The organism is uncultured Methylibium sp. (genome assembly GCF_902826655.1).
Classification (GTDB): domain Bacteria; phylum Pseudomonadota; class Gammaproteobacteria; order Burkholderiales; family Burkholderiaceae_C; genus Methylibium.
The window spans coordinates 16,388-33,496 of the sequence record NZ_CADEFR010000006.1 but is presented as its reverse complement, the minus strand read 5'-3'; the positions used below and the strand labels follow the sequence as shown (position 1 = coordinate 33,496).

Genomic DNA, 17,109 nt, shown 5'->3' with positions numbered 1-17,109 from the left:
TTGACAGCGATCGCGCGCGGCTTCGATACTCGCCGCCCGTCCTTAGGAGAACCCGATGCTCGGCCTGATGCAAGACTCCCCTCTGCTGATCTCGGGACTGATCGAGTTCGCGGCTCGTCATCACCACGACACCGAGATCGTGTCGCGCCGCGTCGAAGGCGACCTGCACCGCACCACCTACGCCCAGGTCGGTGCGCGCGCCCGCCAAGTCGCCAACGCGCTCGACCGGCTCGGCCTGGCCTTCAGCGACCGCGTCGGCACGCTGGCCTGGAACGGCTACCGCCACCTCGAGCTGTACTACGGCGTCTCCGGCAGCGGGCGGGTGGTGCACACCATCAACCCGCGGCTGTCGCCCGAGCAGGTGGTGTGGATCGCCAACCATGCCGAGGACCAGGTGCTGTGCTTCGACATGAGCTTCCTGCCGATCATCAAGGCGGCGTGGTCCAAGTGCACGACCGTCAAGCACTGGATCGCGCTGTGCGATGCCGACGCGCTGCCGGCCGACACCGGCATCCCCGGCCTGCGCAGCTACGAGGCCTGGATCGGCGGCGAGAGCGAGCAGTACGCCTGGCCGAGCTTCGACGAGCGCAGCGCCGCGGCGCTCTGCTACACCAGCGGCACCACCGGCAATCCCAAGGGCGTGCTCTACAGCCACCGCTCGACGCTGCTGCACGCCTGGGGCATCGCGCTGCCCGACTCGCTGGGCATCTCGGCGCGCGACTGCGTGCTGCCGGTGGTGCCGATGTTCCACGTCAATGCCTGGGGCCTGCCGTATGCGGCCGCGATGACGGGCACCAAGCTCGTCTTCCCGGGGGCGGCGCTCGACGGCAAGTCGGTCTACGAGCTGATCGAGGCCGAGAAGGTCACGATGTCGGCCGGCGTGCCGACGGTGTGGCTGATGCTGCTCAACCACCTGAAGGCGAACGATCTCCAGTTCTCGACGATGACGCGCACCGTGATCGGCGGCTCGGCCTGCCCGCCGGCGATGATCAAGAGCTTCCGCGACGACTACGACGTGACGGTGCTGCACGCCTGGGGCATGACCGAGATGTCGCCGGTCGGCACGGTGTGCAAGCTCAAGCTCAAGCACCTGGAGATGGATCCCGCGGCGCAGCTCGGCGTGCTGATCAAGCAGGGCCGGTCGGTCTTCGGCGCCGAGATGAAGATCGTCGATCCCGACGGCCGCGAGCTGCCCTGGGACGGTGCCACCAGCGGCGACCTCCTGGTCCGGGGGCCGTGGATCGTGTCGAGCTACTTCAAGGGCGAGGGCGGCGACCCGCTGGTCGACGGCTGGTTCCCGACCGGCGACGTGGCGACCATCGACCCCGACGGCTTCCTGCAGATCACCGACCGCAGCAAGGACGTCATCAAGTCCGGCGGCGAGTGGATCAGCTCGATCGACGTCGAGAACATCGCGGTGGCCCACCCGGCCGTGGCGATGGCCGCCTGCATCGCCATCGCCCACCCCAAGTGGGACGAGCGGCCGATGCTGGTGGTGGTCAAGAAGCCCGGGGCCGAGCTGAGCCGCGAGGCCATGCTGGCGCACTTCGAGGGCAAGCTCGCCAAGTGGCAGGTGCCCGACGACGTGGTCTTCGTCGAGGCCATCCCGCTGGGCGCGACCGGCAAGATGCAGAAGAACAAGCTTCGCGAGCAGTTCAAGGACTACCGGCTGCCGGGCGCCTGAGCCCGGCGACGCCCCGGTCGAGGGCAGGTTGTCCGGTGGGCGACATCCCGGAGTGGGGAAGTCCCGGAAACCTGTGAAGTCGGTTGCACATTACGCTAGCTGACACCGTGTTGAACACAAGGGCCCAAGGCCGCAAGGAGACCAGGATGCGATTCACGAAACGGATGTTCGGTGTGGTGATCGGCGCCAGCATGGCGCTCCACGCGGGGCTGGCCTTCGCGCAGAAGGGCGAGACCGTCAAGATCGCCTGGATCGACCCGCTGTCGGGCCTGATGGCCCCGGTCGGCCAAAACCAGGTGAAGAGCTTCCAGTTCTTCGCCGAGAAGTTCAACAACGATCCCAAGCTCAACCCGGCCGGCGTCAAATTCGAGATCATCGCGCTGGACAACAAGCTCAGCCCGACCGAGAGCCTAAACGCCTTCAAGGCGGCGCTCGACCAGGGCGTGCGCTACATCACCCAGGGCAACGGCTCGTCGGTGGCCGGCGCGCTGATCGAGGCCGTGGCCAAGCACAACGAGCGCAATCCGGGCAAGGAAGTCGTCTACCTCAACCACTCGGCGGTGGACCCCGACTTCACCAACAGCAAGTGCAACTACTGGCACTTCCGCTTCGATGCTGACACCTCGATGAAGATGGAGGCGCTGACCACCTTCATCAAGGAGGCCCAGCCCGACGTCAAGAAGGTCTACCTGCTGAACCAGAACTACTCGCACGGCCACCAGGTGGCGCGCTTCGCGAAGGAGAACCTGGCGAAGAAGCGCCCGGACGTCCAGATCGTCGGCGAGGACCTGCACCCGCTCGCCCAGGTGCGCGACTTCGCGCCCTATGTCGCCAAGATCAAGGCGGCCGGCGCCGACACCATCATCACCGGCAACTGGGGCTCCGACCTGGCACTGCTGGTCAAGGCGGCCAACGAGGGCGGCTACACCGGCAAGTTCTTCACCTACTACAGCGGCGTCAGCGGCACGCCGACGGCGCTGGGCAAGAGCTACGAAGGCAAGCTGTTCCAGGCCTCGTACAACCACTACAACCTGCCGGGCCAGATGGGCAAGTGGCAGGCCGAGTACAAGGCCAAGTTCAACGACGACTTCTACACCGGCTCGGTGATCCGCATCTACTCGGCGCTGACCGCCGCGATGGCCAAGGCCAAGTCGACCGACCCGGTCAAGGTGGCCGCGGCGCTGGAAGGCCTGAGCTTCAACGGCAACATGAACGGCGAAGTCGAGATGCGCAAGACCGACCACCAGCTGCAGCAGCCGCTGTACATCACGGTCTGGCAGAAGGCCGATGCCAAGTTCCCGTACAGCCCCGAGAACACCGGCATGACGCTGGCCCCGGTCAAGGAGTACCCGGCCTACGTGTCGAGCACGCCGACCAGCTGCCAGATGAAGCGGCCGGGCGCAGGCGCCTGATGACGACAGGCGGCTGCGGCCCCTGATCCAGGGCTGCAGCCGGGCGGGGCTCGATCGGCGTCACCGTATCGAGCCCCTTTTTCTTGGCGCCGCCGCGGCGCCCTTGTACCGCCGACCCTGATGGAATTCTTCACGATCTCCATGCTCAACGGCCTGAGCTACGGGCTGTTGCTGTTCATGCTGAGCTCGGGGCTGACGCTGATCTTCAGCATGATGGGCGTGCTGAACTTCGCCCACGCCAGCTTCTACATGCTGGGCGCCTACATCGCGTACACGATCTCGCAGATCGTCGGCTTCTGGCCCGGCCTGCTGATCGCGCCGCTGCTGGTCGGCGTGCTGGGGGCGCTGTTCGAGCGCACGGCGCTGCGCAAGGTCCACAAGTTCGGGCACGTGCCGGAACTGCTGGTGACCTTCGGCATCTCCTACGTGATCCTCGAGCTGGTGCAGCTGATCTGGGGGCGCACCGCGGTGCCGTTCCCGCCGCCGGCCGCGCTGCAGGGGCCGGCCTTCACGCTGATCGGCTCCGACGCCGGCCTCGGCCTGACCTGGGGCGCCGCGCCGGCGGCCGTGTGCGCGGTGGCCGGTACCGTGTGCTCGCCGTTCCCCGCCACGCGCGGCTTCATGATGCTGGTGGCGCTGTTCATGCTGGTGGCGCTGTGGCTGCTGCTCACGCGCACGCGCATCGGCCTGGTGATCCAGGCCGCGCTGACGCATCCCGAGATGGTCGAGGCGCTCGGGCACAACGTACCGCGCGTCTTCATGCTGGTGTTCGGCGCCGGGGCGGCGCTCGCGGGCCTGGCCGGCGTGATCGGCGGCGTGACCTTCGTCACCGAGCCGGCGATGGCGGCGACGGTGGGCTCGGTCATCTTCGTCGTCGTGGTGGTCGGCGGCATGGGTTCGCTGTCGGGCGCCTTCCTCGCGTCGCTGATCATCGGCGTGGTGCAGACCTTCGCGATCGCGGTGGACTACTCGCTCGGCAGCCTGTTCCAGCAACTCGGCATCGCGCTCAGTCCGGAGGCCGCCAACAACTCGGTGCTGCGGCTGACGATCTCGCAGATCGCGCCGATCCTGCCCTACCTGTTCCTGGTGCTGATCCTGATCTTCCGGCCCAAGGGCCTGCTCGGGACGCGGGAAGGCTGATCCGGCGATGAGCACCACGCAGAACTTCCATTTCAAGCCCTACAACGTCGGACGCTGGGTCGTCTGGACGCTGTTCGCGCTGCTGCTGCTGATCGCGCCGCTGGTGTTCACCAGCGGTCTGTCGCGCACGATGCTGGCGCAGATGGGCATCGCGATCATCACCTGCCTGTCCTACAACATGCTGCTGGGGCAGGGCGGCATGTTGAGCTTCGGCCATGCGGTCTACACCGGCCTGGGCTCCTACATCGCGATCCACATGCTCAACGCGGTGGCAGGCGGCCAGTGGCCGATCCCGGTCAGCCTGATCCCGCTGGTCGGCGCCGTGGCCGGCATGGGCTTCGCGGTACTGTTCGGCTTCGTCACGACCAAGAAGGCCGGCACGCCCTTCGCGATGATCACGCTGGGCATCGCCGAGCTGGTGTTCGCGGCCTCGCTGATGATCCCGGAGTTCTTCGGCGGCGAGGCCGGCGTCTCGGGCAACCGTGTCGTCGGCACGCCGGTGGCCGGCATCAACTTCGGTCCGCAGATCCAGGTCTACTACCTGATCGCGATCTACACCTTCATCGCGACGGCGGCGATGTTCGCCTTCACGCGCACGCCGCTGGGCCGCATGCTCAACGCGGTGCGCGACAACCCCGAGCGCGTCGAGTTCATCGGCTACAACACGCAGCGGGTGCGCTACTTCGCCTTCATCATCTCGGGCTTCTTCGCGGGCCTCGCGGGCGGCCTGTACACGCTGAACTTCGAGATCGTGACCGCCGAGGTCGTCGGCGCGGCACGCTCGGGCGCCTACCTGCTGTTCACCTTCCTCGGCGGCGCGACCTTCTTCTTCGGGCCGATCATCGGCGCGATCCTGATGGTGCTGGCCTTCGTGCTGCTGTCCGAGTTCACCAAGGCCTGGCTGCTCTACCTGGGCCTGATCTTCCTCTTCATGGTGATGTACGCGCCGGGCGGCATCGCCAGCCTGATCATGATGAACCTCCGCGTCGCGGCCTTCGGCAAGCTCAAGCGCCTGTGGACGTCCTACCTCGCGCTGGCGGGCTGCGCGCTGGTGGTGCTGGCTGGCGCCGCCGCGATGGTCGAGATGGTGTACCACCTGCAACTCGGTGCGGCCCTGGGCAGCACCTTGCCCTTCCTGGGTGCGACGCTCGACGTGAAGGGCATCGACAGCTGGTTCGGCGCGGCCTTCGTGATGCTGACCGGCCTGGGCCTGTTCGAGATCACGCGGCGCCAGTTCTCGCGCGAGTGGGGCACGATCCAGGAAGAGATCGAGCACGAGATCCGGAGGCGTGAAGCGCTATGAGTGGCAACAGCAGCTACGCGGTCGAACTCAAGGACATCCGCAAGAGCTTCGGCAAGACGGAGATCATCCGCGGCGCCAGCCTGGCCGTGAAGCCGGGCGAGCGGGTCGCGATCATCGGCCCCAACGGGGCCGGCAAGTCGACGCTCTTCAATCTCATCAGCGGCCGCTTCGGCCTGACCAGCGGCGAGATCCTGCTGCACGGCCAGCGCATCGACGGTGAGAAGCCCTACGAGATCAACCGCAAGGGCCTGGCGCGCAGCTTCCAGGTCAGCAACCTGTTCACGCGGCTGTCGGTGTTCGAGAACGTCCGCTGCGCGGTGCTGTGGAGCCAGGGCTACAAGTACGCGTTCTGGAAGTTCCTCGCCGACCTGACCGACGCCAACGAGCGCGCCGAGCAGGTGATGACGATGATCAAGCTCGACAAGAAGCGCGACACGCTGGCGATGAACCTGACCTACGCCGAGCAGCGCGCGCTGGAGATCGGCATCACCATCGCCGGCGGCGCCAGCGTGATCCTGCTCGACGAGCCGACCGCCGGCATGAGCAAGAGCGAGACCAAGCGCTTCGTGCAGCTGATCCGCGAGGTGACCGAGGGCAAGACCCTGCTGACCGTGGAGCACGACATGGGCGTGGTGTTCGGCCTGGCCGACAAGATCGCGGTGCTGGTCTACGGCGAGGTCATCGCCTTCGACGAGCCCGAGGCGGTGCGTGCCAATCCGCGCGTGCAGGAGGCCTACCTGGGCTCGGTGCTGGCCGACCAGCAGGCCGCAGCCGCGGGGCACTGAGCGATGCTGAGCCTTTCCAATCTCCACGCCTTCTACGGCAAGAGCCACGTGCTGCACGGCGTGTCGCTCGACGTCAAGCCTGGCGAGATCGTCAGCCTGCTGGGCCGCAACGGTTCGGGACGGTCGACCACGGTCAAGACCATCATGGGCCTGGTCGACGGCCAGGGCTCGGTGAAGTGGAAGGACGAGGAGATCCTCGGCCACCACGCCTTCGACATCGCCCACCGCGGCATCGGCTACGTGCCCGAGAACCGCGACATCTTCCCCGAGCTGACCGTGCACCAGAACCTGCTGCTCGGCGAAAAGCGCAAGGCCAAGGATCCGCGCTGGAAGACCGACGACATGTACGCGATGTTCCCGCGCCTCAAGGAGCGCCAGCACACCGAGGCCGGCGTGCTGTCGGGCGGCGAGCAGCAGATGCTGACGCTGTGCCGCACGCTGATGGGCGACCCGGACCTGATCATGATCGACGAGCCGACCGAGGGCCTGGCGCCCAAGATCGTCGAGCTGGTGGCCGAGTACCTGAAGGAACTGAAGCGGCGCGGCCTGTCGGTGCTGCTGGTCGAGCAGAAGCTGACCATCGCGCTGGAGATCTCCGAGCGCTGCTACGTGATGGGCCACGGCCGCATCGTCTTCGAGGGCACGCCGGCCGACCTGCGGGCGAACGCCTATATTCGCAAGGAGTGGCTCGAGGTCTGACCGCGGAGCGAAGGGCGAGGGGCCCCGTCCACGGGGATCGACCAGCGCAGCGGTCAGCGAGGAAGCGGACTCGATGTCCGCGACCGAGTGCCCGCACACCACGGACCGTGTTTGTCACGGCAGCGACATCGCACCGCCGCATTTCACCCCAGAATCGAACGATCGTTCGTTTCGTACCGCTTCCCTTTCACCTGCGAGGGCTGATCCATGAGCGCCAGCTATGAAGTCCGCGGCGACGTCGCCGTCATCACCCTGAACAACCCGCCGGTCAACGGTCTGGGCTACGAGACGCGGCGCGGCCTGGCCGACGGGCTGGCGCGTGCCGAGGACGATGCCGCCGTCAAGGCCGTCGTCATCACCGGCGCCGGCAAGGCCTTCTCGGGCGGTGCCGACATCAAGGAGTTCGGCTCGCCCAAGGCGCTGGCCGAGCCCAACCTGCTGAGCGTGATCAAGATGATCGAGACCGGCAGCAAGCCGGTCGTCGCCGCGGTCCACAGCGTCTGCATGGGCGGCGGCCTCGAGCTGGCGCTGGGCTGCCACTACCGCGTGGCCGCGCCCGGTACCAACGTCGCGCTGCCCGAGGTCAAGCTGGGCCTGCTGCCCGGCGCCGGCGGCACGCAGCGCCTGCCGCGCGCGATCGGCGTCGAGCATGCGCTCAACATGATCGTCAGCGGCGAGCCGGTGAAGAGCGAACTGCTGGCGCAGGCACCGGGCCAGAAGCTGTTCCAGAAGATCATCGAAGGCGACCTGCTGGAAGGCGCGATCGCCTACGCGAAGGAAGTCTCCGGCCAGCGTCCGTTGCCGCTGGTGCGCGACCTGAAGGCCACCCACCCCAACGCCGACGGCTACTTCCAGTTCGCGCGCAACACCGTCGCGGCGATGGCGAAGAACTTCCCCGCGCCCGGCCGCTGCGTCGACTGCGTCGAGCAGGCCGTGAAGGCCAAGTTCGAGGACGGCATGCGCTACGAGCGCGAGGCCTTCACGTCGCTGATGTTCACGCCGGAGAGCAAGGCGCTGCGCCACGCCTTCTTCGCCGAGCGGGCCGCCAGCAAGATCCCCGACGTTCCCGAGGACACGCCGGTGCGCGAGATCAAGAAGCTCGCCGTCATCGGCGCCGGCACCATGGGCGGCGGCATCGCGATGAACTTCCTCAACGCCGGCATCCCCGTCGTGATGCTGGAGATGAAGCAGGAAGCCCTGGACAAGGGCCTGGGCATCATCCGCAAGAATTACGAAGCCCAGGTCAAGAAGGGCAAGCTGAAGCAGGACAAGTACGAGCAGCGCATGAGCCTGCTGTCCACGACGCTGAACTACGCCGACCTCAAGGACGCCGACATGGTGATCGAGGCGGTGTTCGAGGACCTCGGCGTCAAGGAGAAGGTGTTCAGCACGCTCGACGAGGTGATGAAGCCGGGCGCGATCCTGGCGTCCAACACGTCGACGCTGGACATGAACAGAATAGCGTCCTTCACCAGGCGTCCGCAGGACGTGATCGGCACGCACTTCTTCAGCCCGGCCAACGTGATGAAGCTGCTGGAGGTGGTGCGCGGCGAGAAGACCGCCAAGGACGTGCTGGCCACGGTCATGCAGCTCGGCAAGAAGATCAAGAAGACCTGTGTGGTCTCGGGCGTGTGCGACGGCTTCATCGGCAACCGCATGATCGAGCAGTACTCGCGCCAGGCCGGCTTCCTGCTGGAGGAGGGCGCCACGCCCGCCCAGGTCGACAAGGCGGTCGAGAAGTTCGGCTTCGCGATGGGCCCCTTCCGCATGGGCGACCTCGCCGGCAACGACATCGGCTGGGCGATCCGCAAGCGCCGCTACGTCGAGAAGCCGCACATGCGCTACAGCAAGACGGCCGACCTGCTGTGCGAGCTGGGCCGCTACGGCCAGAAGACGGGCGCCGGCTGGTACGACTACGTGCCTGGCAAGCGCGACGCGATCCCCTCCAAGCTGGTCGAGGAGATGATCGACAAGCACCGCAGGGAGCTCGGCATCACGCCGCGCAAGATCAGCGACGAGGAGATCGTGCACCGGCTCGTCTATTCGCTGGTCAACGAGGGCGCCAAGATCGTCGAGGAAGGCATCGCCAGCAAGGCGAGCGACATCGACATGGTCTACCTCACCGGCTACGGTTTCCCGCTGCACCGCGGTGGCCCGATGTGCTACGCCGACACCCAGGGCCTCTTCAACGTCGTGCAGACCATGAAGCGCTTCCAGAAGAACCCGCACGACGACGCGACGTTCTGGGAGCCGGCACCGTTGCTGGCGCGCCTGGCCGCCGAAGGCAAGAGCTTCAGCTGACGCCGCGAGACCCGCGATGAGCGAGCGCGCCACCTTCAGCCGGATGCAGGACAGCACCGCCGACGACTGGCGCAAGATCGCCGGCGAGTTCGCGAGCTTCACCCGCACGCTGCCCGACCGGCTGATGGCGCACCTGAAGCTGCTCGAGGGCGACTACGGCGGCTTCCCGGTCGACCGCTACACGCATTCGCTGCAGACCGCGACGCGGGCGCTGAAGGACGGCCGCGACGACGAGTACGTGGTCTGCGCGCTGCTGCACGACATCGGCGACACGCTCGGCACCTACAACCACTTCGACATCGCCGCGGCGATCCTCAAGCCGGTCGTCAGCGACGCCAACCTCTGGATGATCCAGCACCACGGCATCTTCCAGGGCTACTACTTCTTCCACCACCTCGGCATGGACCGCGACCTGCGCGAGCAGCATCGCGGCCACGCGCACTTCGAGCGCACGGCCGAGTTCTGCGAGCTCTACGACAACCCGGCCTTCGACGCCCGCGGCGAGACGCTGCCCATCGCCGAGTTCGAACCGATGCTGCGGCGCGTCTTCGCCGAGCCCCGCAACAGCCTCTACAAGGCGGCGATGCCCGCTGCCGCCTGATCCTCAGGAGTTCTCCATGACCAACGCCGTGATCGTCTCCACCGCCCGCACGCCGCTCGCCAAGAGCTGGAAGGGCGCCTTCAACATGACCCATGGCGCGACGCTGGGCGGCCACGCTGTGAAGGCCGCGGTCGAGCGCGCCGGCATCGAGGCCGCCGAGGTCGACGACGTGATCATGGGTTGTGCCAACCCCGAGGGCGCGACCGGCGCCAACATCGCGCGCCAGGTCGCGTTGCGCGCCGGCCTGCCGATCACGACCAGCGGCATGACGGTCAACCGCTTCTGCTCCAGCGGCCTGCAGACCATCGCGATGGCTGCGCAGCGCATCGTGGCCGGCGAGGGCGACGTCTTCATCGGCGGCGGCGTCGAGAGCATCTCCTGCGTGCAGCAGGAGATGAACAAGCACATGCTGGCCGACCCCTGGCTCGTCGAGCACAAGCCCGAGATCTACTGGAACATGCTGCAGACCGCCGAGCAGGTGGCCAAGCGCTACAAGATCAGCCGCGAGCGCATGGACCAGTACGGCGCGCAGAGCCAGCAGCGCGCGACCGCCGCGCTCGAGGCCGGCAAGTTCAAGGACGAGATCATCGCCGTCACGACCACGGCCGGCGTCGCCGATGCGGTGATGGGCCTGCGCACGAAGGAAGTGACGGTCAGCGCCGACGAGGGCATCCGCCCGGGCACCACGTACGAAGGCATCTGCGGCATCAAGCCGGCGATTCCCGGCGGCGTGATCGCGGCCGGCAACGCCAGCCAGTTCAGCGACGGCGGCGGCGCCTGCGTGCTGATGAACGAGACGCTGGCCCAGAAGAAGGGCCTCAAGCCGCTGGGCCGCTTCCTCGGCTTCGCGGTGGCCGGTTGCGAGCCCGACGAGATGGGCATCGGCCCGGTGTTCGCGGTGCCCAAGGTCCTCAAGCGCCTGGGCCTGAAGGTCGACGACATCGACCTGTGGGAGCTGAACGAGGCCTTCGCGGTGCAGGTGCTCTATTGCGCCGACACCCTGGGCATCCCGATGGACCGGCTCAACGTCAACGGCGGCGCCATCGCGGTCGGCCACCCCTACGGCGTCAGCGGCCAGCGCCTGACCGGCCACGCGCTGATCGAAGGCAAGCGCCGCGGCGCGAAGAAGGTCTGCGTCACGATGTGCATCGGCGGCGGCATGGGCGCGGCCGGCGTCTTCGAGGTGCTGTGAGTCGGGGCGCCGCCGGCCCCGCGCCGGTGCGAGATGTTTGCACTGCGCGGTGCTGACGAGAAGCTGATCACCCCGGAGAAGATCGTCCGCCTGGGCGAGGCTGAGATCAGCTGACACGGGGGCAAGGCCCCCGATCGGGGCATTCGACACATGCGGGCAAGTCGGTCGAAGAAGCACAATCGCCGCTTGTCTTCCGCGAGCAGGTCACGAGCCTGAGGCGGATCGTCTTCCTCATCAATCATGCAAGGGAGTTCTCGATGGGTTTGAGCATTCGGTATCTCGGTCTGATCATGTTGACTGCGGCGCTGCCGCTGGCGGCACAGGCGGCGCCCGCCAGCCGCTACAACATGGAGGTCCTGACCGAGTTGTCCTGCGACCAGGCCGTCGCGCGGCTCAACGAGGGCCTGGACGCCAAGGATGTCGAGGCGATGTACGCCGGCGGCCAGATGTATGACGAAGGTTGGTGCGTGAAGCGTGATGCCACCCGCATGGCGCAGTTGTGGCGTGCCGCCGCGGACGCAGGCCACAGCCCATCGGCAGCCGCCTTGGCGCTGAAGATCGGGCAAGGCGATGGCGTTGCCCAGGACTACGCCGCAGCCGGCGAGTTGCTGAAGAAGGCGGGTCTCAAGGTCGGTGAAGCCGATTTCCCGGACGCCTACAGCTTCGGATACGCCTTCACCTGGCTGCGCACCACGCAGCGCGAACTGCGATCGTCTAAGGAACTGGCGTCGTCGGGCGCACAAGGCCTGGCCGATGTCGAGTTCGACACCAAGCGGGGAGCCGCCCAGGTCGTGACCTTCCGGCGCACCGACGGCGGCGAGGCGCCGGTGGGGACGCGAATCGATCGATCGCGCAGTGTGGTGCGCCTGGCGCTCACGGCCGCTGCGGAGGCCGCGGTCGCCAAGCTGAGCAAGCCGGATCCGACGCGCCTCGCTGACGTGCGGTTCAAGGAGCAGTTCGCGATCGCGCCGGGCGCCGATTACGAGAACCGTGACCTGGGGTCCCGGATCGGGCCGGCCGGCATGATCATGCGCACCGGGCCTGTGTTCCGCAACTGAGGCGGCCATCTCCGGCTGACGCACGATGCGCGCCACGCTCGACTTCCTGCTGCACGACTGGCTCCACGTCGAGTCGCTGACCGCGCGGCCGCGCTTCGCCGACCACAGCATCGAGACCTTCGCCTCGGTGCTGGACACCTGCGAGCGCATCGCCCGCGAGAAGTTCGCGCCGTTCAATCGCCTGGCCGACACCGAGGAGCCGCGCTTCGATGGCGAGCGTGTCCACCTGCCGCAGGCCACGTACGCGGCGATGGCCGCCTACGTCGAGAGCGGCATGCTGGCCGCGATGCAGGACTACGAGCACGGCGGCATGCAGCTGCCCTGCGTCGTCGAGATGGCCGGCAATGCCTTCTTCTCCAAGGCCAGCGTCGCGATGGGCGGCTACGCGATGCTGACCTCGGGCAACGCCAGCCTGCTGATGGCGCACGGCACGCCGCAGCAGGTCGAGACCTTCGCGAAGAACGAGTTCGCCGGCCGCTGGTTCGGCACCATGTGCCTGTCCGAGCCGCAGGCCGGCTCGAGCCTCAGCGACGTCGCGACGCGCGCGGTGCCCGACGGTGCGGAGTTCGAGCACGACGCCCTTGGCCCGCGTTACCGGCTGCGCGGTAACAAGATGTGGATCTCGGGCGGCGAGCACGAGATCACCGAGAACATCGTCCACCTGGTGCTGGCCAAGATCCCCGGTCCCGACGGCAAGTTGCAGCCCGGCGTGAAGGGCATCTCGCTCTTCATCGTGCCCAAGTGGCTGGTGCACGCCGACGGCACGCTGACCGGCGAGCGCAACGACGTCGCCCTGGCCGGCCTGAACCACAAGCTGGGCTACCGGGGCACGACCAACACCCTGCTGAACTTCGGCGAGGGCCGCTTCAAGGTCAACGGCCAGGCCGGCGCGGTGGGGTATCTGGTCGGCCAGCCCGGCGAAGGCCTGAAGTGCATGTTCCACATGATGAACGAGGCGCGCATCGGCGTCGGCCTCGGCGCGGTCATGCTGGGCTACGCCGGCTACGAGGCCAGCCTCGACTACGCGAAGCAGCGCCCGCAGGGTCGGCCGCTGTCGGCCGGCGGCAAGAACTCGGCAGCGCCCCAGGTGGCCATCGTCGAACACGCCGACATCAAGCGCATGCTGCTGGCCCAGAAGGCCTACGTCGAGGGCGGCCTGGCGCTGGAGCTGTACTGCGCCCGTCTGGTCGACGAGCAGCAGACCGGCACACCCGACGCGCGCGTCGAGGCCGGCCGGCTGCTGGAACTGCTGACGCCGATCGCCAAGAGCTGGCCCAGCGAGTGGTGCCTCGAGGCCAACAGCCTGGCGATCCAGGTGCACGGGGGCTACGGTTACACGCGCGACTTCCCGGTCGAGCAGTACTGGCGCGACAACCGCCTCAACATGATCCACGAGGGCACACACGGCATCCAGGCGCTGGACCTGCTGGGCCGCAAGGTGCTGATGGACGACGGTCAGGGCCTGCGGTTGCTGGCCACGCGCATCAACGGCACGATCGCGCACGCCGGCCAGGTGCGCGGCCTGGCCGAGCACGGCAACGCGCTGGCGCGCGCGCTGCAGCACGTCGGCGCGGCCACGAAGGCGGCCTGGGCCAGCGGCAACCCGCTCGACGCGCTGGCCAATGCCACGCCCTACCTGCAGGCCTTCGGCCACGTCGTGCTGGCCTGGCTGTGGCTGGACGTCGCGCTGGCCGCGCAGCGCGGCCTGGACGCCGGCGATGCGCGCGGCACCGACTTCCACCGCGGCAAGCTCGCCGCGGCGCGCTATTTCTTCCGCTACGAGCTGCCGAAGATCGATGCCTGGCTGGCCGTGGTCGAGACCCGCGACACCACCTGCCGGGACACCGACCCGGACTGGTTCTGACGATGAAGCCCGCGCGCGTCGAGACCCTGGTCTGGGTGCTGATCTACGGCGGCCTGGCCCTGCTGATCCTCGGCCTGTGGGTGCGAGGCGCCGACGCGGCGGTCGGCCAGGTGCTGGCCTGGGCGGGCGGCCTGCTGGCGCTGGTCGGCGTGCTGCTGATCTGGATCCGGTCGCGCATGCCCGACGGGCCGGGATGAGCGGCGCCAACCGCCGCGACCACGCCTGACGCCGCCCGATTCATTGCCTCCTTCCTGCCATCCTCCACCGAGTTGCTGCCGATGAAGTTCCTTCCTCTTTCCGTGCTGGGCCTGGTCGCGACGCTCGCGATGACGACGACCGCCGGCGCGGCCGACAGCGGGCCGTTCGTGTTCCCGGACTACCGCAACGGGGCCGAGATCACGGCGCGCTGCGAGGCGATCCTCAAGGACATGGCGGCGCAGGAAGCGCAGGTCGCGGCCGGCGGCACGTCCGACAATGTGCTGGTCGGCATGGACCGCCTCAGCCAGACGGTCGACGACGGCCTGGGGCCGATCTCCTTCATCGCCAACGTGCACCCCGACAAAGGCCTGCGCGATGCCGCCGAGGCCTGCGAGCTGCGCTACCAGGCCTTCGCCAGCAAGCTGTACCAGAACGCCAAGATCTACGCGCGCGTCAAGGCCTTCGCGCCGGCCGATCCGATCGACGCCCAGCTGCGCGACGACCTGATGGCCAGCTTCGACGACGCCGGCGTCGCCCTGCCGACGGCGGCCCGCGCCCGCGCCCGCGCGCTGAACAACGAGATCGGCAAGCTGGCGCAGACCTTCGAGCGCCGCGTCCGCGAGGACAAGACCCGCGTGCCCTTCACCGTCGCCGAGCTCGAGGGCGTGCCCGAAGCCGCCTGGGCCAAGGCGCCGCGCGACGCCAAGGGCCGCGTGCTGGTCGGACTGGACTACCCCAGCTACAACCCGGTGGTCGAGAGCGCCCGCAATGCCGCGACCCGCGAGCGCATCTGGCGCGCCTTCCAGAGCCGCGGCGGCGCCGCCAACCTCAAGACCCTGGGCGAGCTGGGCCAGAAGCGCCGCGACTACGCGCGCCTCTTCGGCCTGCCGAGCTACGCCGACTTCACGCTGCGGCGGCGCATGGCCGGCAGCGTGCCCAACGTACAGCGCTTCCTCGGCGAGGTGAAGGGCGTGGTCGAGCAGCGCGAGCTGCGCGACATCGCCGACCTGCGCGAGGCCAAGGCCGCCGACCTGAAGCAGCCGGCCGAGCGCACGAAGCTCAAGCGCTGGGACGCGCCGTACTACATCGAGCGCGTGAAGCGCGAGCGCTTCGCGCTCGACCAGGACAGCTTCCGCCGCTACTTCCCGCCGCAGGCCAGCGTCGACTTCGCGATGGCGCTCAGCGGCAAGCTCTTCAACGTCGGCTTCAAGCCGCTGGAGCAGAAGCTCTGGCATGCCGATGCGCGGGCCTACGAGGTGGTCGAGCTCGGCAGCGGCAAGCTGCTGGCCACGCTCTACGTCGACCTCTACCCGCGTGCCGACAAGTACGGCCACGCTGCGGTGTGGCCGATGCGCGGCTCGTCGACGCTGGCCGGCCGGCTGCCGACCGCCGCGCTCGTCACCAACTTCGACCGCAACGGCCTGACGCTCGACGAGCTGGAGACGATGCTGCACGAGTTCGGCCACGCCCTGCACGTCACGCTGTCGGCCACGCGCTACAGCAGCAACGCCGGCACCAGCGTCAAGCTCGACTTCGTCGAGGCGCCGTCGCAGATGCTCGAGGAGTGGGTCTACGACGCCAAGGTGCTGGCGCTGTTCCAGGAGGTCTGCAAGACCTGCGAGCCGGTGCCCGCCGACCTGCTGGAGCGCGCAATCCGCTCGCGCAGCTTTGCCAAGGGGCTGCAGTTCTCGCGCCAGCATCTCTACGCGAGCTACGACCTGGCGCTGTACTCGAAGGCGGCACCCGAGCCGATGTCGACCTGGGCGCGCATGGAAGGCGCCACGCCGCTGGGCCACGAGAAGGGCACGATGTTCCCCGCCGCGTTCGCGCACCTGGCCGGCGGCTACGGCGCCGGCTACTACGCCTACCTGTGGAGCCTGGCCACCGCGCAGGACCTGCACACCGCCTTCGCGGCCGACCCGCTGGACGCCAAGGTCGGGCGCCGCTACCGCGACGTCGTGCTCGGCAACGGCAGCCAGGTCGACGCGAACGAGCTGGTCGGGCGCTTTCTCGGGCGCGCTCCCAGCAACAAGGCCTTCTTCGAATGGCTGAACCGCTGAACTGCAGGAGACCGTCATGAGCCGATCGATCCAGCAACTGTTCGACCTGAAGGGCCGCACGGCCCTCGTCACCGGCGGTTCGCGCGGCCTGGGCCTGCAGATCGCCGAGGCCCTGGGCGAGGCCGGCGCGAGCGTGCTGCTCAGCTCGCGCAAGGCCGCCGACCTGGAGGAGGCCGCCGCCCACCTGAAGGAGCGCGGCATCGCCGCGCAGTGGATCGCCGCCGACGCCAGCCAGCCGGCCGAGGTGCAGCGCCTGGCCGACGAGGCGCTCGCCCGGCTCGGCCACGTCGACATCCTGGTCAACAACGCCGGCGCGACCTGGGGCTCGCCGGCGGCGGATCATCCGCTCGAGGCCTGGGACAAGGTGATGAACCTCAACGTGCGATCGATCTTCCTGCTGAGCCAGCAGATCGGCAGGCGCTCGATGATCCCGCGCAGGCACGGCCGCATCGTCAACATCGCCTCGATCGCCGGACTGGGCGGCAACCACGAGGGCATGCAGACCCTGGCCTACAACACCAGCAAGGCGGCGGTCATCAACCTGACGCGCGCGCTGGCCGGCGAGTGGGGGGTGCACGGCATCACCGTCAACGCCATCGCGCCGGGCTTCTTCCCGAGCAAGATGACCAAGGGCCTGCTCGACAAGCTGGGCGCCGACAACATGGCCGCGCATGCGCCGCTGCGCCGCATCGGCGACGACGAGGACCTGAAGGGCACGGCCCTGCTGTTCGCCAGCGACGCCGGCAAGCACATCACCGGGCAGACGCTGCCGGTCGATGGTGGTGTCAGCGCGATGATCGGTGGGTAGTCAC

14 protein-coding genes are annotated in these 17,109 nt (G+C 68.2%); all 14 read left to right on the top strand.

Going from position 1 to position 17,109, the window contains the following annotated elements; genetic code table 11:
* The first annotated feature begins 55 nt into the window (after positions 1-55).
* The 14 genes from QZV97_RS04585 to QZV97_RS04520 all read left to right on the top strand — a co-directional run bounded on the left by QZV97_RS04585 (position 56) and on the right by QZV97_RS04520 (position 17,105).
* Positions 56-1,684: a 3-(methylthio)propionyl-CoA ligase gene (locus QZV97_RS04585; protein ID WP_295639154.1), complete on the top strand. Its 1,629-nt coding sequence runs from the start codon at positions 56-58 to the stop codon at positions 1,682-1,684.
* 146 nt (positions 1,685-1,830) lie between these two features.
* The gene (locus QZV97_RS04580; protein WP_295639151.1) at positions 1,831-3,096 is read left to right on the top strand and encodes a branched-chain amino acid ABC transporter substrate-binding protein; all 1,266 of its coding nucleotides are present in this window, start codon (positions 1,831-1,833) and stop codon (positions 3,094-3,096) included.
* 120 nt (positions 3,097-3,216) lie between these two features.
* Complete coding sequence (locus tag QZV97_RS04575) at positions 3,217-4,236, top strand: branched-chain amino acid ABC transporter permease (RefSeq protein ID WP_295639148.1); 1,020 nt, start codon at positions 3,217-3,219, stop codon at positions 4,234-4,236.
* 7 nt (positions 4,237-4,243) lie between these two features.
* Positions 4,244-5,539, top strand: a complete 1,296-nt coding sequence (locus QZV97_RS04570; RefSeq protein WP_295639142.1) for a branched-chain amino acid ABC transporter permease — start codon at positions 4,244-4,246, stop codon at positions 5,537-5,539.
* A complete protein-coding gene (locus tag QZV97_RS04565; RefSeq protein WP_295639140.1) occupies positions 5,536-6,324 on the top strand; it encodes an ABC transporter ATP-binding protein in 789 nt (262 codons plus the stop codon). The genes QZV97_RS04570 and QZV97_RS04565 overlap by 4 nt, the downstream gene beginning before the upstream one ends.
* A gap of 3 nt (positions 6,325-6,327) precedes the next feature.
* The gene (locus QZV97_RS04560) at positions 6,328-7,023 is read left to right on the top strand and encodes an ABC transporter ATP-binding protein (RefSeq protein ID WP_295639136.1); all 696 of its coding nucleotides are present in this window, start codon (positions 6,328-6,330) and stop codon (positions 7,021-7,023) included.
* A gap of 207 nt (positions 7,024-7,230) precedes the next feature.
* A complete protein-coding gene (locus tag QZV97_RS04555) occupies positions 7,231-9,324 on the top strand; it encodes a 3-hydroxyacyl-CoA dehydrogenase NAD-binding domain-containing protein (RefSeq protein ID WP_295639133.1) in 2,094 nt (697 codons plus the stop codon).
* 16 nt (positions 9,325-9,340) lie between these two features.
* On the top strand, positions 9,341-9,925 hold the full coding sequence (locus QZV97_RS04550; protein ID WP_295639130.1) for an HD domain-containing protein: 585 nt from the start codon (positions 9,341-9,343) through the stop codon (positions 9,923-9,925).
* Between the two features lie 16 nt (positions 9,926-9,941).
* A complete protein-coding gene (locus tag QZV97_RS04545) occupies positions 9,942-11,117 on the top strand; it encodes an acetyl-CoA C-acyltransferase (protein WP_295639126.1) in 1,176 nt (391 codons plus the stop codon).
* 290 nt (positions 11,118-11,407) lie between these two features.
* A complete protein-coding gene (locus QZV97_RS04540) occupies positions 11,408-12,175 on the top strand; it encodes a hypothetical protein (protein ID WP_295639124.1) in 768 nt (255 codons plus the stop codon).
* A 25-nt stretch (positions 12,176-12,200) separates the two neighbouring features.
* Positions 12,201-14,039, top strand: a complete 1,839-nt coding sequence (locus QZV97_RS04535; RefSeq protein WP_295639121.1) for an acyl-CoA dehydrogenase — start codon at positions 12,201-12,203, stop codon at positions 14,037-14,039.
* A gap of 2 nt (positions 14,040-14,041) precedes the next feature.
* Complete coding sequence (locus QZV97_RS04530; RefSeq protein WP_295639118.1) at positions 14,042-14,236, top strand: hypothetical protein; 195 nt, start codon at positions 14,042-14,044, stop codon at positions 14,234-14,236.
* An 81-nt stretch (positions 14,237-14,317) separates the two neighbouring features.
* Positions 14,318-16,297, top strand: a complete 1,980-nt coding sequence (locus QZV97_RS04525; protein WP_295639114.1) for a M3 family metallopeptidase — start codon at positions 14,318-14,320, stop codon at positions 16,295-16,297.
* Positions 16,298-16,313: 16 nt separating this feature from the next.
* A complete protein-coding gene (locus QZV97_RS04520; protein ID WP_295639111.1) occupies positions 16,314-17,105 on the top strand; it encodes an SDR family oxidoreductase in 792 nt (263 codons plus the stop codon).
* Positions 17,106-17,109: the final 4 nt, after the last annotated feature.